22 protein-coding genes are annotated in these 23,584 nt (G+C 58.3%); 11 read left to right on the top strand and 11 right to left on the bottom strand.

Going from position 1 to position 23,584, the window contains the following annotated elements:
* Nucleotides 1–77: 77 nt before the first annotated feature.
* Nucleotides 78–482, bottom strand: a complete 405-nt coding sequence (locus ACR0M3_RS05275) for a DUF1810 domain-containing protein (protein ID WP_480909983.1) — start codon at nucleotides 480–482, stop codon at nucleotides 78–80.
* A gap of 32 nt (nucleotides 483–514) precedes the next feature.
* Entirely contained in the window at nucleotides 515–1,741 is a 1,227-nt protein-coding gene (locus ACR0M3_RS05270) for an argininosuccinate synthase (RefSeq protein ID WP_480909906.1), read from the bottom strand.
* Nucleotides 1,742–1,883: 142 nt separating this feature from the next.
* Here ACR0M3_RS05270 and ACR0M3_RS05265 point away from each other — a divergent pair, with 142 nt between their 5' ends.
* Together ACR0M3_RS05265 and ilvA are read left to right on the top strand one after the other, a co-directional pair.
* Nucleotides 1,884–2,645: a hypothetical protein gene (locus ACR0M3_RS05265; RefSeq protein ID WP_480482510.1), complete on the top strand. Its 762-nt coding sequence runs from the start codon at nucleotides 1,884–1,886 to the stop codon at nucleotides 2,643–2,645.
* Between the two features lie 58 nt (nucleotides 2,646–2,703).
* Nucleotides 2,704–3,930 (top strand): threonine ammonia-lyase IlvA, encoded by a 1,227-nt coding sequence (ilvA, locus tag ACR0M3_RS05260; RefSeq protein WP_480538375.1) that lies wholly within the window; start codon nucleotides 2,704–2,706, stop codon nucleotides 3,928–3,930.
* Here the strand turns inward: ilvA and ACR0M3_RS05255 are convergent.
* Entirely contained in the window at nucleotides 3,927–4,256 is a 330-nt protein-coding gene (locus ACR0M3_RS05255; RefSeq protein ID WP_209506897.1) for an Hpt domain-containing protein, read from the bottom strand. The two genes, ilvA and ACR0M3_RS05255, sit on opposite strands and share 4 nt — an antisense overlap.
* Nucleotides 4,257–4,418: 162 nt before the next feature.
* On the opposite strand from ACR0M3_RS05255, the gene ACR0M3_RS05250 reads away from it, so the two are divergent.
* Nucleotides 4,419–5,693 carry a PP2C family protein-serine/threonine phosphatase gene (locus ACR0M3_RS05250; protein WP_480909905.1) on the top strand — a complete coding sequence of 425 codons (1,275 nt, stop codon included), beginning with the start codon at nucleotides 4,419–4,421 and terminating at the stop codon, nucleotides 5,691–5,693.
* Here ACR0M3_RS05250 and ACR0M3_RS05245 read toward each other — a convergent pair.
* On the bottom strand, nucleotides 5,690–6,133 hold the full coding sequence (locus ACR0M3_RS05245) for an NUDIX hydrolase (protein WP_267363745.1): 444 nt from the start codon (nucleotides 6,131–6,133) through the stop codon (nucleotides 5,690–5,692). The two genes, ACR0M3_RS05250 and ACR0M3_RS05245, sit on opposite strands and share 4 nt — an antisense overlap.
* A gap of 76 nt (nucleotides 6,134–6,209) precedes the next feature.
* On the opposite strand from ACR0M3_RS05245, the gene hslO reads away from it, so the two are divergent.
* The 8 genes from hslO to ACR0M3_RS05205 all read left to right on the top strand — a co-directional run bounded on the left by hslO (nucleotide 6,210) and on the right by ACR0M3_RS05205 (nucleotide 15,450).
* Nucleotides 6,210–7,196 (top strand): Hsp33 family molecular chaperone HslO, encoded by a 987-nt coding sequence (hslO, locus tag ACR0M3_RS05240; protein WP_480538373.1) that lies wholly within the window; start codon nucleotides 6,210–6,212, stop codon nucleotides 7,194–7,196.
* Nucleotides 7,189–7,785, top strand: a complete 597-nt coding sequence (locus ACR0M3_RS05235) for a CoA pyrophosphatase (protein WP_480482502.1) — start codon at nucleotides 7,189–7,191, stop codon at nucleotides 7,783–7,785. Before hslO ends, ACR0M3_RS05235 begins: the two co-directional genes overlap by 8 nt.
* On the top strand, nucleotides 7,782–8,936 hold the full coding sequence (locus ACR0M3_RS05230; protein WP_480909904.1) for a CCA tRNA nucleotidyltransferase: 1,155 nt from the start codon (nucleotides 7,782–7,784) through the stop codon (nucleotides 8,934–8,936). The genes ACR0M3_RS05235 and ACR0M3_RS05230 overlap by 4 nt, the downstream gene beginning before the upstream one ends.
* Before the next feature lie 191 nt (nucleotides 8,937–9,127).
* The gene (locus ACR0M3_RS05225) at nucleotides 9,128–10,966 is read left to right on the top strand and encodes an ABC transporter ATP-binding protein (RefSeq protein ID WP_480909903.1); all 1,839 of its coding nucleotides are present in this window, start codon (nucleotides 9,128–9,130) and stop codon (nucleotides 10,964–10,966) included.
* Nucleotides 10,963–12,795 (top strand): ABC transporter ATP-binding protein, encoded by a 1,833-nt coding sequence (locus ACR0M3_RS05220; RefSeq protein ID WP_480831999.1) that lies wholly within the window; start codon nucleotides 10,963–10,965, stop codon nucleotides 12,793–12,795. The genes ACR0M3_RS05225 and ACR0M3_RS05220 overlap by 4 nt, the downstream gene beginning before the upstream one ends.
* A gap of 39 nt (nucleotides 12,796–12,834) precedes the next feature.
* Nucleotides 12,835–14,064 carry a class I SAM-dependent RNA methyltransferase gene (locus ACR0M3_RS05215; RefSeq protein ID WP_480559200.1) on the top strand — a complete coding sequence of 410 codons (1,230 nt, stop codon included), beginning with the start codon at nucleotides 12,835–12,837 and terminating at the stop codon, nucleotides 14,062–14,064.
* Nucleotides 14,065–14,085: 21 nt separating this feature from the next.
* Entirely contained in the window at nucleotides 14,086–14,871 is a 786-nt protein-coding gene (locus ACR0M3_RS05210; protein ID WP_480486945.1) for an ion transporter, read from the top strand.
* A gap of 60 nt (nucleotides 14,872–14,931) precedes the next feature.
* Entirely contained in the window at nucleotides 14,932–15,450 is a 519-nt protein-coding gene (locus tag ACR0M3_RS05205) for a L,D-transpeptidase family protein (protein WP_480486947.1), read from the top strand.
* Here the strand turns inward: ACR0M3_RS05205 and ACR0M3_RS05200 are convergent.
* The 7 genes from ACR0M3_RS05200 to cysQ form a co-directional block, all read right to left on the bottom strand.
* Entirely contained in the window at nucleotides 15,434–16,885 is a 1,452-nt protein-coding gene (locus ACR0M3_RS05200) for a nodulation protein NodH (RefSeq protein ID WP_480909902.1), read from the bottom strand. The two genes, ACR0M3_RS05205 and ACR0M3_RS05200, sit on opposite strands and share 17 nt — an antisense overlap.
* A gap of 6 nt (nucleotides 16,886–16,891) precedes the next feature.
* On the bottom strand, nucleotides 16,892–18,592 hold the full coding sequence (locus ACR0M3_RS05195; protein ID WP_480909901.1) for a DUF5927 domain-containing protein: 1,701 nt from the start codon (nucleotides 18,590–18,592) through the stop codon (nucleotides 16,892–16,894).
* Nucleotides 18,589–19,575, bottom strand: coding sequence for a glycosyltransferase family 2 protein (locus ACR0M3_RS05190; protein WP_480909982.1), 987 nt, complete (start codon nucleotides 19,573–19,575; stop codon nucleotides 18,589–18,591). The genes ACR0M3_RS05195 and ACR0M3_RS05190 overlap by 4 nt, the downstream gene beginning before the upstream one ends.
* Nucleotides 19,576–19,760: 185 nt before the next feature.
* A complete protein-coding gene (locus ACR0M3_RS05185; protein ID WP_480909900.1) occupies nucleotides 19,761–20,804 on the bottom strand; it encodes a glycosyltransferase family 2 protein in 1,044 nt (347 codons plus the stop codon).
* A 7-nt stretch (nucleotides 20,805–20,811) separates the two neighbouring features.
* On the bottom strand, nucleotides 20,812–21,795 hold the full coding sequence (gene galE, locus ACR0M3_RS05180) for a UDP-glucose 4-epimerase GalE (RefSeq protein ID WP_480909899.1): 984 nt from the start codon (nucleotides 21,793–21,795) through the stop codon (nucleotides 20,812–20,814).
* 71 nt (nucleotides 21,796–21,866) lie between these two features.
* Nucleotides 21,867–22,667, bottom strand: a complete 801-nt coding sequence (locus ACR0M3_RS05175) for a 3-deoxy-manno-octulosonate cytidylyltransferase family protein (RefSeq protein ID WP_480624808.1) — start codon at nucleotides 22,665–22,667, stop codon at nucleotides 21,867–21,869.
* A complete protein-coding gene (gene cysQ, locus ACR0M3_RS05170; protein ID WP_480909898.1) occupies nucleotides 22,667–23,464 on the bottom strand; it encodes a 3'(2'),5'-bisphosphate nucleotidase CysQ in 798 nt (265 codons plus the stop codon). The genes ACR0M3_RS05175 and cysQ overlap by 1 nt, the downstream gene beginning before the upstream one ends.
* Nucleotides 23,465–23,584: the final 120 nt, after the last annotated feature.

Here is a 23,584-nt window from a genome sequence, read left to right as displayed (position 1 = left end):
GGGGTCCTTTCACGGTTTCCGAATGCGTAATGCGTCAGGTGCCGAACAGGCAAGGCTGACCCAACTGGAACTTCTTATCACGATGCGCCGAGAATCTGAACCGTCCGGTCACAAGGCTTACCGCCATAGAAGGCGTCCAAAACAGCACGAAACTCGGGCGGAGCATCTGCCACAGACGAAAACAATGTCATCGAGGATCGCAGCTTTTTCGCGTCAATTCCGCCCAGAATGTCGCTGGCATCGCGTCCTGCGTGCAGCAACATCAGCGAGGCCGCCTGCCTAAGCCGGTCGCGCAGTTCCGGGTGGTTCAGATAGCGTGTCGCCTCGTTCAGATCTTCAATGCCGTAGAGCTGTGCCATATGGGATTGACCTAGCTCGGCCAGTTGCGGAAACACGAACCACATCCAGTGGCTGGTTTTCTGCCCCTGTTCAAGTTCGCGCAGGACATCGGCCCAAACCGTGTCCTGCGCCTCGATGAACATGTCGAGTTCGTCGTCGCTATCGTCTTCGTCGATCACTTGGACAGGCGCTTGTTGCGCGCAGCCAGCAGTTTCAGACGCAGCGCATTCAACTGGATAAAGCCTGCCGCATCTTTCTGATCGTACGCACCTGCATCCTCTTCGAAGGTCACATGCGCCTCAGAGTACAGCGAATGATCCGACCAGCGACCCACGGTCGAGGCCAGACCTTTGTACAGCTTCACGCGAACGGTGCCGGTGACATGCTCTTGCGACCTGTCGATGGCGGCTTGCAGCATCTCGCGCTCGGGGCTGTACCAGAAACCGTTATAGATGAGTTCCGCATATTGCGGCATCAGCTGGTCTTTCAGATGCATCGCGCCACGGTCCATTGTGATGGATTCAATACCACGGTGCGCTTCCAGCAGGATGGTGCCGCCGGGTGTCTCGTAGATACCGCGCGACTTCATGCCCACGAACCGGCCTTCGACCAGGTCCAGACGGCCAATACCGTGCTTGCCGCCATATTCGTTCAGCTTGGTCAGGATCGTGGCCGGGCTCATCGCCTCACCGTTGATGCTGACGGCGTCGCCTTTTTCAAAGCCGATTTCGACGAACTCAGGCTCATTCGGGGCGTCTTCGGGGTGGACGGTGCGCTGGTAGACATAGTCGGGTGCCATATCGGCGGGGTCTTCCAGAACCTTGCCCTCGGACGAGGTATGCAGCAGGTTTGCATCAACCGAGAACGGCGCCTCACCGCGTTTGTCCTTGGCAATCGGAATTTGGTTCTGCTCGGCGAATTCCAGCAGCTTGGTGCGGCTGGTCAGATCCCATTCGCGCCACGGTGCAATGACCTTGATGTCTGGGTTGAGCGCGTAAGCCGCCAGTTCGAACCGCACCTGATCGTTGCCCTTGCCGGTTGCGCCGTGGGCAACAGCATCAGCACCAGTGGCCTCGGCAATCTCAACCAGACGTTTCGAGATCAGCGGCCGTGCGATCGAGGTACCCAGCAGGTACAGCCCTTCATATTGCGCATTGGCACGGAACATCGGGAAGACGAAATCGCGGACAAACTCCTCGCGGATATCCTCGATATAGATGTTCTCGGGCTTGATCCCCAGCAATTCGGCCTTTTGGCGTGCGGGCTCCAGTTCCTCGCCCTGACCCAGATCGGCGGTGAAGGTCACGACCTCACAGCCATACTCGGTCTGCAGCCATTTCAGAATGATCGAGGTATCAAGGCCACCGGAATAGGCCAGAACAACTTTCTTGGGCGCGGACATCTGACTTCCCTTTATGCGTAGAACGATTGGCCCCTAGCGGGTTTTGGACGCGGGGGCAAGTTGGTGCGCGTTGACGAAGGCCGGGAAATGAGGTGAAACGGAGGGAAAGAGAACAAGGATTGGTTGAGAGGGCAGTTTTAGGATGCTGGGCTACAAGATTTTTAGGCATGCGGTATTAATGCTTTTGGACAACATATCAGTCGCGTTGAGATTAAGCTTTTTTCCGTTTCTTGTTTTAGGCACCGCATTCTATTTTTTGACTATTTTTCAGACGGAAAGTTTGCCGGAGACCGATAAACTCTCTCCGATGTTGGGCGTGTCTCTAGCTGGCTTTGTACTCGCAGTCCTCTATTTGATCGTACTGGTTTGGGTGGCCGTAGGCTGGCATCGTTACGTACTTCAGAACGTTGAACCACATCTCGCGTGGCCAGTATGGGACGGAGACCGTATGTGGGCCTATGGCGGCGCATTTCTTCGGATTATCCCATTGAGCATTCTACTGAGTCTTGTCGCTGTTTTTATTTTTCTGGTACCTGCAGCCGTTTTTTATGATGGCGGGGTGTCAACTGATGACGGCACCTTTCTTGGTTTTTTGCTTGGTGTCGTCATTTCGTACATTTCGTTTAGGCTTTCGCTCGTGTTACCGGCTGCGGCAGTTGGGGAATTTATGAAAGTTCCAGATTCGTGGCGCAAAACCAAAGAGTTCTCTAAGCCGATTTTTGTTGCCGCACTTTGTGTTGGAGTTCTTACAGCAATACCGAATTTGTTGCTACATACACCTCTGGCCCCAATCATAGGCAGCTTTGTCTATTTCCTAGTTGCGCAATGGTTTCTGCTCATGCTGGGCGTCAGCATCATGACGGCCCTTTACGGTTTTGTCGTCGAGAAGCGCGAACTACGCTGACGCCCGTACACATATGTATTCCTTGCCCTTATCACGCTGATGGGGCAGGGAGGCGGGCATGACCGACTTCATGACCCGCGCCCGCGCCGCCGAAGAGGCGATGCGCTCTGTCTTCCCGGCAACGCCGTTGCAGCGCAATGCCCACCTGTCCGACCGTTATGGGGCGGATATCTGGCTCAAGCGCGAAGACCTGAGCCCGGTGCGCTCCTACAAGATTCGCGGTGCCTTTAACGCCATGCGCAAGCAACAGGGACAGAACCTGTTCGTCTGTGCCAGCGCGGGCAATCACGCGCAGGGCGTGGCCTATATGTGCCAGCATATGGGGGTCCGGGGCGTGATCTTCATGCCGGTCACGACGCCTCAGCAGAAGATCCAGAAAACGCGTATCTTTGGCGGGGACAACGTCGAGATTCATCTGATCGGTGACTATTTCGATGACACGCTTGCTGCCGCTCAGGCATGGTGCACGCAGCAGGGCGGGTATTTCCTGTCGCCTTTTGACGATGCCGATGTGATCGAAGGGCAAGCCTCGCTGGCGGTTGAAATCGAAAGGCAGATGGGTGGTGCGCCCGATCACGTTGTGCTTCCCGTGGGCGGAGGCGGCATGTCCGCCGGCGTGGCCACATGGTTCGGGGACCGCACCCATTGCCTGTTCGTCGAACCGGCCGGAGGGGCCTGTCTGCGCGCAGCCCTGGCCGCGGGGCATCCTGTTTCGCTGGATCATGTGGATACCTTTGTCGATGGCGCGGCGGTCGGGCGGATCGGTGAAAAGCCGTTCGAGTTGTTGAAATCACGTCACCTGTCGGACGTTCTGGTCCTGTCCGAGGACCGTATCTGCACCACCATGATCGAGATGCTGAATGTCGAAGGCATCGTGCTGGAACCTGCGGGGGCGCTGGCGATCGAGGCAGTAGGTGATATCCAAAGCTTTGTGCGCGGAAAGACCGTGGTCTGCCTGACATCCGGCGGCAATTTCGATTTCGAACGCCTGCCCGAGGTCAAGGAACGTGCGCAGCGGTACTCCGGTGTGAAAAAGTACTTCATCCTGCGCCTGCCGCAGCGACCCGGCGCTCTTAAAGAGTTCCTGAATATTCTCGGCCCCGAGGATGATATCGCCCGGTTCGAATACATGAAGAAATCGGCGCGCAATTTCGGCTCGGTTCTGATCGGGATCGAAACCCGCAAGCCCGAAAACTTCATGCGCCTGTTTGCCCATCTGGACGATGCAGGGTTCACCTATACCGACATCACCGAGGACGAGACGCTGGCACAGTTCGTGATCTAGTTCAGGTTCTCATTCAGCTCGGCTTCAAACATGGTTTTCGAGCTGTCGAAAGCGGCCAAAAGCGCTGGCAGATCAACCTCGGCCCCTTGCCCTGCTGCGGCCTGCCGTTCCCCATCCTGGCAGAGTTTCGAGAATTGATCGAACCCCAGGCTCAATGCGCTGCCTTTCAGGAAATGCAGGTTCTGCTCCAACTCGGCCCGGTTGGTGTCGCGGCGCAGGCGGGTGATCACGTCCTGCACTTCTTCCAGAAATATCTCGACCACCTCATCGAATTCCTCGGGGCCGACTTCATCCCGCAATTGTCTGACTCTGGCCCAGTGGATCATGATGTACACCAGCTAATGAATGGTCATGGTTCTGAATAGACGCGCCCGGTAAAAAGCAGGTTAACGGGGCCACTCTTCGGCAATCGTCACTCTTCACCGGATGTTAAATCAGTCGGCGATAGGGTCGCCATCAGTGACGAAACTCATCAGAGCAGAGGGTAAATGGTGCCGGGTGCGAGTTTTGAGGAAACCAGAGCTGATCTGGATTTCGGCGCGATCCGCACGGTGCTGGTGGTGGATGACAGCCGCCTGCAACGGCGCATTCTGGTGGCCTCTCTCAGGAAGTGGGGGTTCGAGGTGATCGAGGCCGATACAGGCCATGCCGCTTTGGCACTTTGTGTCGATAATCCGCCCGATCTTGTGCTAAGCGACTGGGTCATGCCGGGGATGAGCGGCCTTGAATTCTGCTGTGCGTTTCGGGCATTGGAAACGGATCAATACAGCTATTTCATCCTTCTGACATCCAAAAGCGAAAAGCAGGAGGTCGCGCGCGGTCTGGATGCCGGGGCAGACGATTTTCTGATCAAGCCGCTTGAGGCGGACGAACTGCGCGCCCGAATTTCAGCCGGTGCGCGCATTCTGGACATGCAGCGCGAGCTCTCACAGAAAAACCGCCTGATCGAATCCGCGCTCGAGGAACTCAGGCTGGCGCATGACGCGATCGACAAGGACCTGATGCAGGCGCGGAAAATTCAGGAATCGCTGGTTCCCGAACTGACCCGGTCATTCGGGAAGTCACAAGTCAGTCTGTTGCTGAAACCCTGTGGTCATATCGGCGGTGATCTGGTGGGGATGTTCTCGCCCGGGGTGAACCGGCTTGGGTTCTACAGCATCGACGTATCCGGCCATGGTATCACCTCGGCCATGATGACGGCGCGATTGGGGGGGTACCTGTCCAGCAAGCATTTCGATCAGAACGTCGCGATGGAGCGGAGGTTCGACAAGTTTTATGCACTTCTTCCACCGAAATACGTGGCTGAAACGCTCAATTCCCGCCTGATGGCCGATGAGGGTATCGAAGAGTATTTTACCATGGTTTACGCCATCGTCGACCTGCGCAACGGGCATCTGAAAATGGTACAGGCCGGGCATCCGCACCCCCTGCTGCTGCGGCAGGGTGGCCGCGCCGAGTTTCTTGGTGACGGAGGCTTTCCCATAGGATTGATCGAAGATGCGCGCTTTCAACAAATCGAGACGCAGATGCAGCCCGGCGACAAGCTACTGTTGTACTCGGACGGGTTTACCGAATGCCAACTGGCTGGTGGTGGCTTGCTGGAAGAAGACGGTTTGCGTCAGATGGCCCAACAGAGCATGTCGGAAAGGGGCGGGTCAGAGTTTCTGGACGACATGTTCTGGCGTTTGACGCAAGTGATGTCACCCAAAGACGGCATCGGCGATGATGTCTCGGCCGTCTTTTTTGAATATAACGGACCTTAAAGCGACCCGAGATGCAATTCGGCAAAGTGCCGGTCACCGTCATTTCCCAGTAAACCGACGGCGTCAGCAGTTTCCATCCACAGCGCTTCGTGAAACGCCTCGGTCGGCGGGCCTATGCGTCGCACGGGGCGGGCGCGATAGATCAGGCAGACCTTCTCGGCCCACAGGTCGTATTCCGGCATATAGGTGAAGCGCCGAAAGGCACCAATCCGCCGGGGCGCCGCAATAAGCCACCCGGTTTCTTCAAAGACTTCGCGATGCAGGGCGGTAACGGGTGATTCGCCCGGATCAATACCCCCGCCGGGCAATTGCAGGTCGGGTCCGGGTTCTGTCTGGCAGGTCAGCAAAAGGTGACTTCTGCGGGGCAAAAGTGCGTAAACACCGACCCGTCGCGTGTATTTCCGCCCCGGCTCTGGGGTTTCACCGAACCGCCTGATCATGTATGGCCCCTTACAACCTAATCTGTTCGACCTATATGGTGCCGGTATGCCAACCTGTGGCGCGTAAGGAAACCCCATGTCTCTTGGAACGAAAATCGCGTGGGACGATACCGTCCTGCCCTTTCAACTCGATGTATCGGATATGCGTGGCCGAGTGGCCCGCCTGGATGGTGTGCTGGATGGTATCCTGAAGCAGCATGACTACCCCGAACAGGTCGAGGCGTTGGTGGCCGAGATGGCCCTGCTGACCGCATTGATCGGGCAGACGGTTGCGCTGCGCTGGAAGCTGTCGTTGCAGGTGCAGTCCAAGGGGCCGGTGCGCATGATTGCGACCGACTATTACGCACCCAAGGCCGAAGGTCAGCCTGCGCAGATCCGGGCCTATGCCAGCTTTGACCGTGACCGGCTCACCGATACGGCCCCCTTCGATCAGGTGGGCGAAGGGTATTTTGCCATCATGATAGACCAGGGCGAAGGCACGCAACCCTATCAGGGTATCACGCCGCTGACCGGGGCCTCCCTCAGCGCCTGCGCCGAGGCCTATTTTGCACAGTCCGAGCAGCTGCCAACCCGGTTCTCGCTGAGCTTTGGCAAATCGACCGAGCCCGGCGTGGATGAACATTGGCGTGCCGGCGGCATCATGTTGCAGCATATGCCCAAAGCTTCGCCATTTGCCGCCTCGGGTGAGGGCAATGGCGAGATCCTGACCGCCAGCGATCTGGTCGACGGCGAAGAGGGCGAGAACTGGGGCCGGGTCAATATCCTGCTGGACACAGTCGAGGATCTTGAGCTGATCGGTCCTTCGATTGCGCCGACTGATTTGTTGGTCCGGTTGTTCCACGAAGAACAGCCACGGGTCTTTGATGCGCAGTCCGTGCAGTTTGGCTGCACCTGTTCCGAAGACCGGGTACGGCAGAGCCTGTCGATCTATTCGGCAAAGGACCTCGAAAAGATGACGACGCCCGAAGGTCAGGTCACCGCCGATTGCCAGTTCTGCGGCGCACACTATGTGCTTGACCCGTCAACGGTTGGCTTTGAAGCCGAAGACCGAAAGGGTGCTTGACCCGATTGAACAGATCCGGACGGCGCTGCGCCGTCCCGGTCACGGGTCCAGCGATTTTGACCTGAACCCGGATACTGTCCTGCCACCCGGCCGCCGCCTGCGCCCGGCGGGGGTTCTGGTTGCAATCTCGCTTGCGGATGACACCCCTCGGGTGATCCTGACGAAACGGTCCTCGGCCCTCAAGCATCATCCGGGTCAGATCGCGTTTCCCGGTGGCAAACAGGACGAAGGGGATGCGGATGTCACGGCAACGGCCCTGCGCGAAGCACAGGAAGAGATCGGCCTTCCCGCGGACCTTCCCGAAATTCTGGGTTACCTGCCGACGCATGAAACTGTCACTTCATTCACGGTCACACCCGTGGTGGCCGTTCTTCGAAAGGGATTTCAACCTGTTCCGGAACCCGGCGAAGTCGACGAAGTTTTTTCGACCCCCCTTGCGCATCTCTTGAATCCCAAGAATTATCTGGTGGAATCGCGCCGTTGGCGCGGACAAAAACGCAGATATTACACAGTTCCGTACGGCCCTTATTACATATGGGGTGCGACGGCCCGCATATTGCGCGGGCTTGCAGCGCGGGTGAATGAATGATGCAGATTGAGGAGCTTTGGGTCAGCGAACCGGCGACCCAAAAGGTATGCGCCGCCCTGACCTCATCCGGGGCGCAGGCGCTTTTTGTGGGTGGGTGCGTGCGCAATGCGCTGCTGGGCGCGCCGGTGTCGGATATCGACATTGCCACTGATGCCCGGCCTGAACAGGTTGTCGAGATGGCGCAGGCTGCCGGCCTCAAGGCCATCCCCACCGGTATCGACCATGGCACGATTACAGTGGTCAGCGCCGGTATCCCGCACGAGATCACCACTTTCCGGCGTGACGTCGAAACCGATGGTCGCCGCGCCGTCATCGCCTTTTCCGATCACGTCGAAGAAGATGCTGCGCGGCGCGATTTTACCATGAATGCGCTTTATGCGCTGCCAGATGGCACCGTGTTAGACCCGCTTGGCGGGCTTCCCGACCTTCAGGCCCGGCGCGTGCGGTTCATCGGCGAGGCCGAGGACCGCATTTGCGAAGACTATCTGCGGTCACTGCGCTATTTCCGGTTTCACGCATGGTATGGCGACCCGGATGCCGGTTTCGACCCGGACGCGCTGGCTGCCATTGGTGCCAATCTTGACGGGCTGACCTCGTTGTCGCGGGAACGCGTCGGGGCCGAACTGCTGAAACTGCTGGGCGCACCCGATCCGGCCCCGGCTATTGCGACGATGCGCAGCACAGGCGTATTAGCGCAATTGCTGCCGGGCGCGGATGACCGGTCACTGGCACCTCTGGTCGCTTTGGAACATGCGGCAGGTGCCGAGTCGAACCCCCTGCGCCGTCTGGCGGCCATCGCGACACCCGATGACGCCGCAACCCTGCGCCTGAGCCGTTCGCAACTGCAACGCCTGACCGGAATGCGGAGCGAAGCGCAGTCAACCACCAGCGTGGCTGAACTGGGCTATCGGTATGGTGACGAAGGCGGGTTGAACAAAACCCTTTTACGGTGCGCCTTTTTTGAACAGCCCTGGTCCGAAAGCTTCAGACAGGACCTGCACGCAGGCGCAGCCGCGCGTTTCCCTATACAGGCCAAGGACCTGATCCCCGGGTATACCGGCCCGGCGCTGGGCCAGAAACTGGCCGAGCTTGAAAGCCGCTGGATCGCGTCGGGTTTTGCGCTGTCACGTGAAGACTTGCTTGCAAGTTAATGTTTAGTCTCAAAAGGGGATGACAACTTTGGTCCATTGTGGTTAGGTGCGCCCGTCACATGGATGGAGGAATGCGAATGTATTACGGGATCTGGTTCGGCTAAAGCCGGGACACTTGCCCCGTAAAGGGTGGTGTTCAGGCGCCATCTGTCTTCGCACGTCTTTATCTCTGCTCAATCGGAGCACACTCCATGTTTCGCTATTTCGAAAACCTTGTTGACCCATTTGTCGCCTATCATGAGGCTGACGCGCCGCCGACCCGGCTGTGGCCGTTTCTGCTGGACTATTCGCGCCCGTTCTATCGGGTGTTTGTCTGGGCTGCGCTGATTTCCATTGTCGTCGCCGGTGTCGAGATTGGGTTGATCTATTATATGGGTCGTGTCGTTGACCTGTTGGGCGGCACACCAACCGAGGTGTGGCAGAACCACGGGACCGAGCTGCTGTTGATCGCGGCCTTTGTCCTGTTTCTGCGCCCTTTGTTGCATCTGGTCGACGTACTGATCCTGAACAACACGATTCTGCCGAACTTTGGCACTCTGATCCGCTGGCGCGCCCATAAGCACGTTCTGCGTCAGTCGGTTGGCTGGTTCGAGAATGATTTTGCCGGGCGGATTGCCAACCGGATCATGCAGACACCGCCCGCAGCGGGTGAGGTGATCTTTCAGGTCTTTGACGCGATTTCCTTTTCACTGGCTTACCTGATCGGGGCGGCAATCCTGCTTTATGCGGCGGATGCGCGTCTGCTGATCCCGCTGCTGATCTGGTTTGCGTTCTACGCGATGCTGGTGCGCTGGACGGTTCACCGTGTCGGGCCGGCGTCCAAGGCGGCATCCGATGCGCGGTCAACCGTTACGGGCCGCGTCGTGGACAGCTATACAAACATTCATTCCGTCAAGATGTTCGCGCACGGCCCGCAAGAGCTGGACTATGCCCGCGAAGCGATCGAGGAAACCCGCCGGACATTCCAGATCGAGATGCGGATTTTCACCATCATGGATGCGGTTCTGGTCACCCTGAACGGGGTGCTGATCGTGGGTGTCGTGGGCTGGGCAATTGCCTTGTGGATGCAGGGTTCCGCTTCGGTTGGTGTCGTCGCGGCAGCAACCGCACTGACCCTGCGCCTGAACGCCATGACCGGATGGATCATGTGGGCGCTGACCAGCTTCTTCCGCCAACTTGGTATCGTGGCCGAGGGGATGGAGACCATCGCGCAACCCATCGACCTGCTTGACGCGCGCGAAGCCAAACCCCTGCGGTTGACCAGAGGAGAAATTCAGATCCGGGATCTCTCGCACCATTACGGGCGCGAGGCTGGTGGGCTTGACCACATCAACCTGACCATTCAGCCCGGTGAAAAGGTCGGTCTCATTGGGCGGTCGGGTGCCGGGAAATCGACTCTGGTAAAGCTGCTTTTGCGGTTTTACGACGTCGAACGCGGTGCCATTCTGATCGATGATCAGAACATTGCGGGCGTCACGCAGGACAGCCTGCGCAGCCATATCGGCATGGTCCAGCAAGACAGTTCGCTGCTGCACCGGTCTGTGCGTGACAACATCCTTTACGGTCGCCCGGATGCGACCGAGGCGCAGATGATTGCCGCAGCCAAACAGGCCGAAGCGCATGCGTTCATCCTTGACCTGCAAGACCCGCAGGGGCGCACCGGGTATGACGCGCATGTGGGTGAGCGGGGCGTAAAGCTGTCCGGTGGTCAGCGGCAGCGGGTAACGCTGGCCCGCGTAATCCTGAAGGACGCACCAATCCTTTTGCTGGACGAGGCGACATCGGCGCTGGATTCCGAGGTCGAAGCGTCAATTCAGGAAACGCTCTACGGAATGATGCAGGGCAAGACCGTGATTGCCATCGCGCACCGGCTCAGCACCATTGCGCAGATGGACCGCATTCTGGTGATGGACGGGGGCCGCATCGTCGAAGAGGGCGCGCATTCTGATCTGTTGGCGCAGGGTGGCCTTTACGCGCAGTTCTGGGCGCGGCAATCTGGCGGCTTCATGAACCCGGAGGCCGCTGAATGAAGATTGCCGATCTCATCTATCCGTTCAGGACCACTGAAACGCCCCCGCCGCAGACATTGGGGGCGTTCATTCGCTGGAGCCTTTCGGGCGCCTGGCCCATGCTGTTTGTCGCCGCGTTCTTTTCGGCGCTGGCCGGCGCGATGGAGGCTGGAACAGCGTGGATTCTGGGACGTGTGATCGATGTGGCAACATCCAGCGGGCCCGAGCATTTCATGACCGCCGGGAATATGTGGATGATCTTTGGGGCGGTGGTGTTCTTCATGCTGCTGCGCCCGATCCTGTTTGGGCTGTCTTCGATTTCGAACAACTATATCGTGATGCCCAACATCACGCCTTTGGTGCTGGCCAAGCTGAACCGCTGGACGCTGGGCCAGTCTGTCACCTATTTCGACGATGATTTCGCCGGGCGCATTGCCCAGAAACAGATGCAAACGTCGAACGCCATGGCCTCGGTCGTGTCCGAAACGATCAGTGCGATTGTGTTTGCCTTGGCGTCGCTGGTGGGCTCTTTGCTTTTGTTAGGGTCTATTCATCCTTTGGTGATGCTGCCTTTTGCGGCCTGGCTGGTGGTCTATTTCCTGCTTGTGCGCTGGTACCTGCCGCGTATTCGCATGCGCTCGGCCGCACGCGCCGGGGCGCGGGCGATGGTTTCCGGGCAGGTGGTCGACACGATCACCAACATCAAAACCGTCAAGCTTTTTGCACACTCGGATTTCGAAGATCAGGCCGCGCGGCATTCAATGGTCGAGCTGCGGAAAAAATCACTGGCGTTCGGCAAGCTGTCGGCCAGTTTCCGGTTCGTCCTGATGGCGCTTGCCGGCATTCTGCCTGTTCTCCTGCTGGGGGCGACGCTGTGGTTATGGCAGTTCGGAATGGCAACCGCAGGTGACATCGTTGCTGCGGGCGCGGTGTCGGTTCGCATTTCGCAGATGACCGGATGGGTCAGCTTCACGTTGATGGGCCTCTATGCCAATGTGGGCGAGATTGAAAACGGGATGAAGACGCTGGCCAGAAGGGACAGGGTCGAAGATGCGCGCAGCGCGAAGGATCTTGATGTGACCGAAGGATCCATCTCGTTTGAAGATGTCAGTTTTGCATACGGCCGGGATGTGGGCGGTGTTACGGACCTGACGCTGACTGTGAAACCGGGCGAGAAGCTGGGAATTGTCGGGGCCTCAGGGGCGGGTAAATCAACGCTCGTTTCGCTGCTTCTTCGGCTCTATGACAGGGAAAATGGCGCTATTTGCATCGATGGGCAGGACGTGTCGCAGGTCACGCAGGACAGTTTGCGCCGCCAGATCGGCATGGTCACGCAGGAAACGGCGATGTTCAACCGGTCCGCCCGCGAAAACATCCTCTATGGTCGCCCGGACGCGTCCGAGGCCGAGTTGATCGAAGCAGCAATCAAGGCCGAAGCGCATGACTTCATCCTGAGCCTCAAGGATGGCCATGGCCGCACCGGCTATGACGCTCATCTGGGCGAGCGTGGCGTAAAGCTCAGCGGTGGCCAAAGGCAACGGATCGCCCTTGCACGCGCCATTCTCAAGGATGCGCCAATTCTGGTTCTGGACGAAGCAACCTCAGCCCTTGATTCCGAGGTCGAGGCGTCGATTCAATCGGCGCTTCATCGGGTGATGCAGGGCAAAACCGTTCTGGCCATCGCCCACAGATTGTCGACGCTCAGCGAGATGGACCGGATCATCGTTCTGGATCAGGGGCAAATCGTGGAAACCGGAACGCACGAGGATCTTTTGGATCAGGGCGGGCTTTATGCCCGGTTCTGGCATCGGCAATCTGGTGGTTTCATTCAGGCGGAAGCTGCCGAATAAGGGTTTTGTTGAACCCAAAGCCCGGCTATCAGGCCCCTCATGACGCAGAAATACACAATCACCCGGCTCGGCCATCAGGGCGACGGCATCGCTGATGGGCCCATTTACGCTCCGCGCACCCTTCCGGGTGAGGTTGTCAGCGGCACCCTTGTTGATCAGGTGCTGACCGATATCCGCGTCGAAGTACCGTCTGATGTCCGGGTGAAAGCCCCGTGCCGCCATTACAAAGCCTGCGGCGGCTGTCAGCTGCAACACGCCTCCGACGCGTTTGTCGCCGACTGGAAGCTGAGCATTGTCCGCAACGCCCTGTTCGCGCAGGGGCTTGAGGCGCCGATGCGTCCGACACACACATCTCCCGAACACTCACGCCGACGCGCCACGATTGCCGTCAGGCGGACCAAGAAAGGTACATTGGCCGGGTTCCATGGACGTGCATCGGATACGATCACCGAAATCCCGGATTGCCTATTGCTTGACCCGGCCCTGATCGCCGCAATTCCCGTGGCCGAGGCGCTGGCGGTTCTGGGCGGCAGCCGCAAGGGCGTCTTGGCCGTCACGCTCACCCTGTCCGAAGGCGGGCTGGATGTGGCCGTCAAGGGCGGCAAGCCCCTGGATGGGCCGCTGGAACTGGCACTCGCGCAGGAAACCGAAAAACATGGTCTGGCGCGGCTCAGCTGGGATGGTGAAGTGATCGCCATGCGCCACGCTCCGGTTCAGCGCTTTGGGGCCGCCGCCGTCACGCCACCACCCGGTGCCTTCCTTCAGGCGACCAAGGACGGAGAACAGGCTCTATTACAGGCCGTTTCCGAGGCAACACGGGGTGCGAAACGAATTGTTGACCTGTTTGCGGGCAGCGGCACATTCTCATTGCCTCTGGCAGAAAAAGCCGAGGTTCACGCGGTCGAAGGTGCCGCGGACATGGTGCAGGCGCTGGATCAGGGCTGGCGCAGGGCGCAAGGTCTGAAACGCGTGACGACCGAGGCCCGCGACCTGTTCCGTCGTCCATTGATGCCGGATGAACTGAAATCGTTTGACGCAGTCGTTCTGGACCCGCCCCGCGCTGGTGCCGAGGCACAGGTGGCCGAGCTGGTACAGGCCAGACGCCCGGTGATTGCCTATGTCTCGTGCAACCCCGTCACCTTCGCGCGCGATGCAAAAATATTGGTTAACGCTGGCTATACCCTTGAATGGGTGCAGGTCGTTGACCAGTTTCGATGGTCGTCACATACGGAACTTGCTGCGCGGTTTACCCTGAACGCCGCATCTTGATCAGACAGGAGAAAGCGACCCATGGGTTTCAGACAGCGTCTGCTGAACATCATCGAAGCGCCTGCATTCGGGCAATTCATAACGGCTGTCATCATCTTTAACGCAGTGCTTTTGGGGATGGAGACGTCGCCGACCCTGATGGAAGCCGCCGGGCCGCTGATCGTGATGCTGGACAAGCTGTGCCTTGCGATCTTTGTGGCGGAAATCGCCATGAAGCTGACCGCGACCGGACGCAGGTTTTTCACAAACGGCTGGAACAATTTCGATTTCCTGATCGTCGGCATTGCGCTTGTTCCCAGCGCCGGAGGTCTTTCCGTTCTGCGAGCCCTGCGAATCCTGCGGGTATTGCGCGTGATTTCCGTTGCGCCAAGACTGCGCCGGGTGGTTGAAGGGTTCATCTCGGCCCTACCGGGAATGGCCAGTGTTTTCCTGCTGATGGCAATTCTGTTCTATATCGGTGCCGTGATCTCGACCAAGCTGTTCTCGGCAACCTTCCCGGATTGGTTCGGCGATCTTGGCCTGTCGGCCTATACACTGTTTCAGATCATGACGCTTGAAAGCTGGTCGATGGGGATCGTCCGCCCGGTGATGGAGGTTTATCCCTATGCCTGGCTGTTCTTCGTCCCCTTCATTATGGTCACAACCTTTGCGGTGGTGAACCTATTGGTGGGTCTGATCGTAAATTCCATGCAGGACGCGCACCATGCAGAGGATGAGGTCAAAACTGATGCGTATCGTGATGAGGTTCTGGAACGCTTGGAGAGCATCGAGCGGCATCTGACCGAAAACTTGAACATCAAAAAGTGATTTCAGTTTTCGCGTTTTTTGGCATAATAAGCCCCAAAAAAACAAAGCAGGCAGTGAAACATGGATCGTCGAGCATTCGGATTGGGGGCGGTAGCAACGCTGGGCCTATCGGCTTGTGCATCAGCCCGACCAAATTTTCTGACTTATGATGGGCCCGAGGTCACCTCGCTGGTGGTCAACAAGGGCGCGCGCAAACTTTATTTGTTGCACCACGAAAAAGTCCTCAAGGAATATGATGTGGATCTGGGATTTGCGCCGCAGGGCACAAAAACCAAACGCGGAGACGGCCGCACGCCCGAAGGAAGTTACCTGATCGATCGGCACAACCCCAACAGCCGGTATCACCTGTCTATCGGGATATCGTATCCCAACTCTCAGGACATCGCCAAGGCTAAGGCTGCGGGAGTTGATCCGGGTGGGGACATCTTCATTCACGGGCAGCCCAATCTGCGATCCGAGTTCAAACGCGCCAAGAAAACACCGGATTGGACAGCGGGATGCATCGCGGTCAAGAATGACGAGATCGAAGAAATCTATGCGATGGTCAACCGGGGGACGCTGATCACTCTGCGCCCTTAGGGGGCAAAGGCGTCCACGCGCCAAACCCGAATGTTTCATAGTCGCGCTGGTAGGTCTCGGATGCCAGCGCTTCAAGCTGTTCGTCATAGATCTGATCCAGCGTAAACGGAACATCTTGCGCGCACGGGCCGGGAACCGGCGGATTGGGGTGGCCTGTTGAGCGGGCCAGATCCGGCAGAGCCGTGGTCAGCGCTTCTTCCCGCAGAATCAGGTCCGGCATCAAAAAGCTGGCAATACCATCCAGCGTGCGGGACTGGCTGCACCACGTCCCGTCAACGCGGATCGGCGTCTGACCGTTGAGGTTCATGCGCAGGAACCCGAGGAACGCCAGAAACGCATCCCGATGCTGTTCGACCGAGTAATTGGTGTCGCGCACCTGCCCGGGGATCGGCAGGTCAAGGCGGTTGCGCAGGTAATTGCGAACCATCTTGTAACTGCCCGGCCCGGTATCCAGAATGTACTGGCAAAACGCCGAATGCGCCCGTGCCAGTGGGTGGCGCAACACGGTGAACTTTCGGTGTCCGGGGTGGTCTTGCATCCAGGCGCGGATTTCCTTGCGGTTCCGGTTTGTGACCAGATCGTCCGCAGAACAGCCATCCAGCTCGGCCATCCATTGCGCGATAACAGGCTCTATTCCGCCGCGAATGGGCAAATACATCAAATTTGATCTGGCTGCGGCGATATATTGCGGTACCGCCGCCCCTCGGTTTGGCTCGAAACGGGTGGGCTGGTGCAATCCGAACCTGTCCAACCTGGACAGGGCGTCTTGCATCTCATCGGGGTTGGTGACCTTCGATACGGCAGGTGCCGGGTTTTGCGGTTTCAGAGTATCGTCCAGCTTGCTCAGCCGCGCCTCAACCCCCAGCCATGCGGCCAGACCGTTCAGAACGTCCAACTCGGCCAGGTCGTCATAGGTGATAAAAAAGGCAGTCTGACCGGTCTTCTGTAAATGCTGCCGCAACATGTCTTGATGGCTGTGGAGCTGATCGAGATACTCAGAAAACTCAGCGCCGTCGAACGCAACTTGTGCATCGACGCGACGCTTCACGTTCTTCAGCAGCCATTGCTGCGTGGCGCGTGCGATTTTCAGGGACAGAAAACTGTCCAGCGGATTGCGTGTGAGAATTATCTTGGCACAGCGCGGATCATTTAGCACTGGCTTCAGAATGCGTGGGTCATGGTCCTGGAAATACCGAAAACCGTTCAAGTCGCCCGGTGCTGACCTGATTGCCTTCAACAGCCGCATCGGATCTGCGTCGCGGTCTTCCAGCGACAGACCCAGAAGGGTATCGGACTTCAGGTTGCCGGCAAAATGCGGGTTGAAGGCTTCGCCATGGCAGGAAACCCCTTCCAGCGCGCTCAGATTGGCCTCAAGCAGGTTCGACCCTGTGCGCATGGCAGCCAGAACAACGAAGTAGTCAAAATTGGCTGGCATGGGTGATTACTGCACCAGATAGGGTTTGCGATAGGGTTTCGTCTGACGGCCGAACACATCGTCCGAAGGAAAATCGCCCATCAGGTAAGGGTGCATACCCTGGTTCTTGAGGTTTTGCAGGAACTTCCCGAAGCCGGACAGATCGACCATTGTGGGCGCTTCTGTCAGGTGGCTGGACTGATGCGCGCCAATCTCGTCCAGGATTGTCTGCAGGGGCTCCATCGGCGCTTCAAGGAAATCGGCCAGCGACCAGCTGCGCATCCGCGCCTTGGTCCAGACCGAGGTCAAAACCTCAAGCTGTTTGGTTTCGATCTGTTGCAGACGCGCGGCCTCGCTCCGGATGTCCGAGAAGTTCAGGTTCGACCGGAACAGCGGAATTGCCCAGGCCCCGGTGATGACCGAGATTTGCGCATTCTTGTCCCGCGCCAGAAACCAGTTGATGTCCTGCGTGTCGCGGGGGCTGAACTGGAAACACTGGCGTTCGCCGCGTGTGTTCCAGATCAGGTTCGACAGAAAGGCCGTCGGATTGTAATCCCGCAGCAAAGCACAATCGCTGAGCGCACCGTTTGTAATGGTTTCACCCTTTGCAAATTCCGCACGCTCGGGTCCGAACAGGTGCCCGTGCACGCGTGTGCCAGTGGCCGCGGCCAGCCATTCTTCGAAATCTTCAAACAGTTCGGAAAAGCCCTGAAATACGGAATAGGGTGACGAGGTAAGGCCGTTTTCACTGCCGTGCCGGGGAAACCGGCTTTGCATGTACAGCCCGTCACGCCCCCGCGTCCGCCGTTCGACCGCCTTGGAAAACACGCGGTCAATCTTGCCGGGGTTGGGTTCTGCCGGTTTCATCGCACTGGCCTGATCGGTCAGAAACGCCTGATACAGCCGTTCCGCACGGGGCCAGATTTTGCGGGCAACAAAACAGTCTGATCGCCGCAGCAATTGCAGATGATCGTCGTAGAAGATGTGCGGGCGGCCCTGATAGTCGAACTTGGACAGGGTCAGGGATCGGCTCTCGATATGTGTGGAATACAGCCGCGCCAATGTCTGGAAATAGCTTTCATCCGGGATCCACACATGGCGGAAGTAGCTGTCATATTGTTTGCGCTTGGGGTCCTGCAAAATGGCAGACAGTGTTTGGCGGGTCAGGCACCACCACTGGCTGCCCATATGCGGGACCAAACCGTCGGGAATTTTCCGGCGAAACCCGACCGCGCGCTGAAGCTTTACATATGCGTCGAACAATCCGCGCTGTTTTCGCCAGGAAAACGGGAACCTCAGCGTAAACCGTTCATGATCCAATCCGCCGATTGTCCAGCTGACATCAGACGTTGTCGCGCTTTCGATGAAATCGACACGAGGCCGGTCGGCCAGGTAATCAATCAGCTCCTGAACCGGGCGCAGCGGCAGGCAGGCCCCCGACGACAGGAAGACGTGGCGCGTTTCGGGAAATTGCTCCAGCATCAGTTCGGACGCGCTTTGTGAGGCGGCAACGATGCCCCACCCGCCCCAGTCGCATTGATGCCGGTCGGAAAATGCGATCCGGGGATTGTCCGAACAGGACGCAACACATCGCGCATATTCTTCACCCGGTACTTTGCGATCCACATGGATCACAACAGGGCATCCCGCAGCGGTCCAATGGCGCGCGACCTGTTCGGCCCGGTCCAGCGAGGTATGAACCAGCATGACGACGCCCAGATCGCTCATGCCCAGTTTCCCTTTGACATCAGGCCCAGAATCTCAAGCTGCCGCCAGTTGATATAGGCCTCGGACCACTCGCACTTGAATACCGGCTTGTCTTCAAGCTGTGCGGCATAGGCTTTGTATTCGCCCGAACCGCTATAATGCTGGCGGCGTTGCAATTCTTCACGCGCCTTGTCGCCAAGGGTGTCAATCAGCTTGGCATGAAGCAACGAGCCGCTGGCCTTTTCCCCACCCCATTCGTCGTACACCTGATTCAGCCCGCGCGGCAAAAGCGAGTGGGTCGAGCTGACATAGACATAGCGTCGATCCCATTTGACCAGCGGGATCTTGTTCAGTGCCGGGGCTTTGGATGGCTTGTCGCGAAAGAACACACGCGCCCGCGCGCCCCCCTGAATCCACAGGTTCTTGTAATCCGGGTTCTTGGTGATCGTGTAATTCCCCGGATCGAACCACCGCGCAATCTCAAAGGGATTCTGCCCCTCGCGATAGGTTTCGGCATCCGCGGGTCCTTCGGGGTACATGTCGATCAGCATGGTGCCGAAGCTGCGTACGGCACTTCCGTCCAGCCAGTCTGTCAGGGCGCGGATCGGGCGGGTGTCGCAAAAGGGGTAGATAAAAAACTCATCCGGGTCGACGCTCAGAACCCAATGTCCATGCGCGTATTTGCGCAGAATGTAATTGGACCAGTCCAGACCATAGCTTGCACGTTTGTAGCTGGTTGTCGTCCGCCAGACCGATACATCGGCCTGCTCTTTCAGGAATTCGAAACTGCCGTCATCGCTGTCATTGTCGATGAACAGAAAATGGTCGATGCCCAGTTTGCGGTAATATTCCAGAAAGTAGGGCAGGCGAATTTTCTCGTTACGCACAACGCTCATTAACAGGATATCGTCACGGCGGATGGCAGACGTGTTGTTGCTGGCGGGCTTAAGTTCGCGCCGACGTCTGAGGCAGCGCAGAATACGGCGCTTGCGCCGCAATCTCATCTTGTATGAATCAAACAGGCTCACGCGACTGCCCAACCTTTATTATGACGCGAGCTTTCCCCGAATCCGCCGCGACCGCTGGTGCGACAGGACATTGTCGGTTTATGCCACTTCTACCTCTTCTGAGGCAACTTTTTTAAACCCCGGAAGTGGTAAAGGTGCCGTTGATCCCTTTGGATTTGTTTTCAACACCAGCCGCCGTCACACATCAGCCCCAGCTCCAGCAACTGCGACCAGCCGGCATAGCGCACCGATTGCGGGGTCCACATGTCTGGTTGATTGAATATCTGATCGTAATACGCAGCGAACTGGTTCGGGTCATGAAAATGCTGGCGGCGCAGCTTTTCAGTTTTAGATTTTTCAATAATGTCCGGCAGAAATTTAGTGTGCAGCAGAACGCCAGACGGGATGTCGCCGGCTGGTCCGTCATACACTGCGTTCAGACGACGGGGCAGGGCGGAATGGCACGAGTTTACATAGGCATATCGCCGCGACCAGCGCATCAGCGGGATCTTGTTCAGTGTCGGGGATCGCTGCTGTATCTGGGCAAAAAACACCCGCTCGCGTGCGCCGCCCTGAACCCACAGGTTTCCCATCGGGCTTTGCCGCTGCCCGCGATACGGGCCTGTGTCAAACCAGTTCAGCACCTCGATCGGGTCCGTTTCCGGGTCATAGGTTTGTCCGCCCAACGGCCCCTTTGGATACAGATCCAGCATCAATGCGCCAAACCCGACCCGTCCCTGTCGGTCCAGCCATTCTGTGAGCTCATGCAGAGATTGGCGGTCGTGCCGGGCATAAACCAGCAGCTCATCCGCGTCGACCATCAGGCACCAGTGGCCATGGCCGTAACGCATCTGTAGCCAGCTGAGCCAGTCCAGCCCAAAGCGTGATCCGCGATAGCTGGACCGGGTCTGCCAAAGGGACACATCCGGTTGCCCTTGCAGGTAGTCAGCCGAGCCGTCATCGCTGCCGTTGTCGACGATCAGAAAATGGTTCACGCCCAGCTGGCGATAGTGACGGAAGAACCAGGGCAGGCGGGTAATCTCATTGCGCAAGGTGGTAAAGGCCAGCACGTCGCCGCCCCGTATCCTGCTTGTATGATCTTTCAGGCAGGTCAGTTGATGTCGGCTGCGCATCGAGCGCCAAAGAAGGCGTCGCCGTTTCCAGCGCAACCGGTATTCCTGTTGCCAACCGATATCAGGAAGTGTCTGAACCGTATTGGACGTCACTGGGGCCTCATTTCTCGTAGTGGCCATTCTGATGCCAGCGCCAGGCATCCGCAATCATCGTCTCTAACGTTGACCTTTTCGGCTTCCACCCCAGTTCGGTTTGGGCGCGGACAGAGCCGGACACCAGCTTGGTGCAATCGCCCGCCCGACGGGCACCGACCGAATACGGTACCGGGCGGTTGGTGACGGATTTGGAATGCTCGATCACCTCAAGCACGGAAAACCCCGAGCCGGTGCCCAGATTGAAAACACGGCTTTCTTTACCCTGTTCCAGCCAGCCCAGCCCCAGAACATGTGCGTCGACCAGATCACAGACATGGACATAATCGCGAATACATGTGCCGTCGGGCGTATCGTAATCGGTGCCAAAAACGGTCAAACCCTCGCGCTTGCCATCAATCGCGTCCAGCATCAGGGGGATCAGATGGGTTTCAGGCCGGTGAAACTCGCCCACTTCGCCCTCGGGATCGGCGCCAGCAACGTTGAAATACCGGAAAATGACATGGCGCAGCCCATGGGCCGCTTCGAAATCCCTCAGGATGTCCTCGATCGCGCGCTTTGATGCACCATAGGCGTTCAGCGGGTGTTGGGCGGTGGTCTCGTCCAGCACCACATTGTCATGCTCGCCGTAAGTGGCGCATGTGGACGAGAACACGAAATCCAGACAGCCCGCCGCAACCGCAGCCTCGATCAGCGTCAACGATCCGGTGACATTGTTCGACCAGTACAAACCGGGCTGCCGCATCGCGTCGCCCACCTGGCTGAGCGCCGCAAAATGCATCACCGCAACCGGCTTATGTTTGGCAAATACCTCGTCCAGGCGTGCCCGGTCCAACAGGTCGCCCTGTTCAAACGGCCCGTATTTCACCGCATCCTGCCAGCCGGTGACCAGATTGTCATAGGTCACGGGAACATAGCCCGCCTGCGCAAGCGCCTTGCAGGCATGCGACCCGATATATCCGGCACCACCGGTCACGAGGATTGGTTTCATGAAGCGTCCTTTGGAACCAGATTGCCTGTCATCGAGATATGGGAACCGCGGGGCGTCATGGGCAAAACCGGCTACTCCAGCCCCATCGCAGCCATCATCTCTTCGATCTTGGGCACGTCCTGCGGGTTGTTCAGCTCCCAGAACTGACGGCTCTTGGCGTCAACCTCGACGCACAGAACCTTGCGGCCATTTTCCATGAACCTGAGTTGTTCAAGACCTTCCAGCTTTTCCAGAGGGCCTGTTGGCCAGCCCGGATAGGCCGCCAACGCATCGGGCCGATAGGCATAGACGCCGACATGGTGAAACACCGGCGTGGGTTCATCCCCGCCATAGGTTTCTGAGGTGAAAGGCACGACCTCTTTCGAGAAATACATCGCGCTGTTGTCGCGCCCGAACACGGCGGTTGTTCCGCCAACGCGGCCATGTTTGCGGTCGTTCAGCAGGCTGTTCAAAGCATCCCCGTCGCAACGCAGGACCGGTGTGGCCACGCCAGCATCGGGTGCCGCGCGCAGCCCCGTGATCAGGTCCTCGACAAACCAATGCGGTGTCAGGGGTGCATCGCCCTGAAGGTTGACCACGATGTCATATCCGCTGCCCAGAACCTTGTGCGTCTCGGCGCAGCGTTCGGTGCCGTTCTGGCAATTTTCCGAGGTCATCACCACCTCGGCGCCAAAGCCTTCGGACAGCTCGCGGATGCGGTCGTCATCGGTTGCGACCACAACCCTGTCCACGCCCGCGACAGAAGTGGCCGCCCGCCAGGACCGTTCGATCAGTGTCATCGAAACGCCGGTCGCGCCGGTCAGCGGCACCAATGGCTTGCCCGGATAGCGGGTCGAGGCATAGCGGGCGGGGATGGCGATCAGAACTGACATCAGGCCTCCTTCAGCTTAACACCCGGAGCGTACGCGATAAAAAACGGGTTCGCATAGCCCTCTTTGCCATAGAGAAGCGGCGCGTGATCGTCAAACCGCACAACCCGGCCTCCGGCCCCGGCCAGTACCGCGTGCCCTGCCGCCGTGTCCCACTCCATCGTGCGCCCGACCCGCGGATAAAGATCCGCCTCGCCCGTCGCAACCAGACAGAACTTGAGAGACGATCCCGCGCTTTTGCTGTCCCTGACCTGATACTTGTTGATGTAATCCTCGGTGGCCTGATCCCGGTGCGACTTTGACGCCACGACCAAAAGCGCGGAATTGTCTGGGTTAGAGACTGATATTGGGGTCAGGGTGCCGGGTGCATCCTTGTCAAACGCGCCCGTTTCCTCGACTGCCTGACCATCGGCCTGCGTATAGAACATGCGGCCCCGCGCCGGGGCATAGACCACGCCCCGTGTCGGCGTTCCGTCCTCGATCAGCGCGATGTTGACGGTGAAATCGCCACGGCGGTTGATGAATTCCTTGGTGCCATCCAGCGGATCGACAATCAAAAAGGTATCCCCTTTTTCGGAATGCGAGGCGGCCTGTTCTTCGGTGATCAGCAGGATATCGGGGAAGGCCTGACGCAACCCGGCTGAAATCAGCGCATCGGCTGCCTCATCCGCTTCGGTCACAGGGCTGGAGTCTGATTTGACTTTGACGTCGAAATCGTCTGCCTCATAGATTTCCATGATCCTGTCGCCGGCCTCAAGGGCTAGACGCCGGATGACGGGAATAAGCGCGTCGTAGGTCACAAAAATGCTCCGTTCCTGTGGTTTGTTGATCCAAACTCGTGACCGACTTATGATGCGACGGTTACCGAACGGCAAGATATTCATGCCAGGTTAGGGACGACGAGGCAGGAAAGACCCTTT

This window comes from Ruegeria sp. O5 (assembly GCF_056535105.1).
Note: the sequence above shows the minus strand (reverse complement) of the source record. Positions and strands in the feature narration are given on the sequence as shown.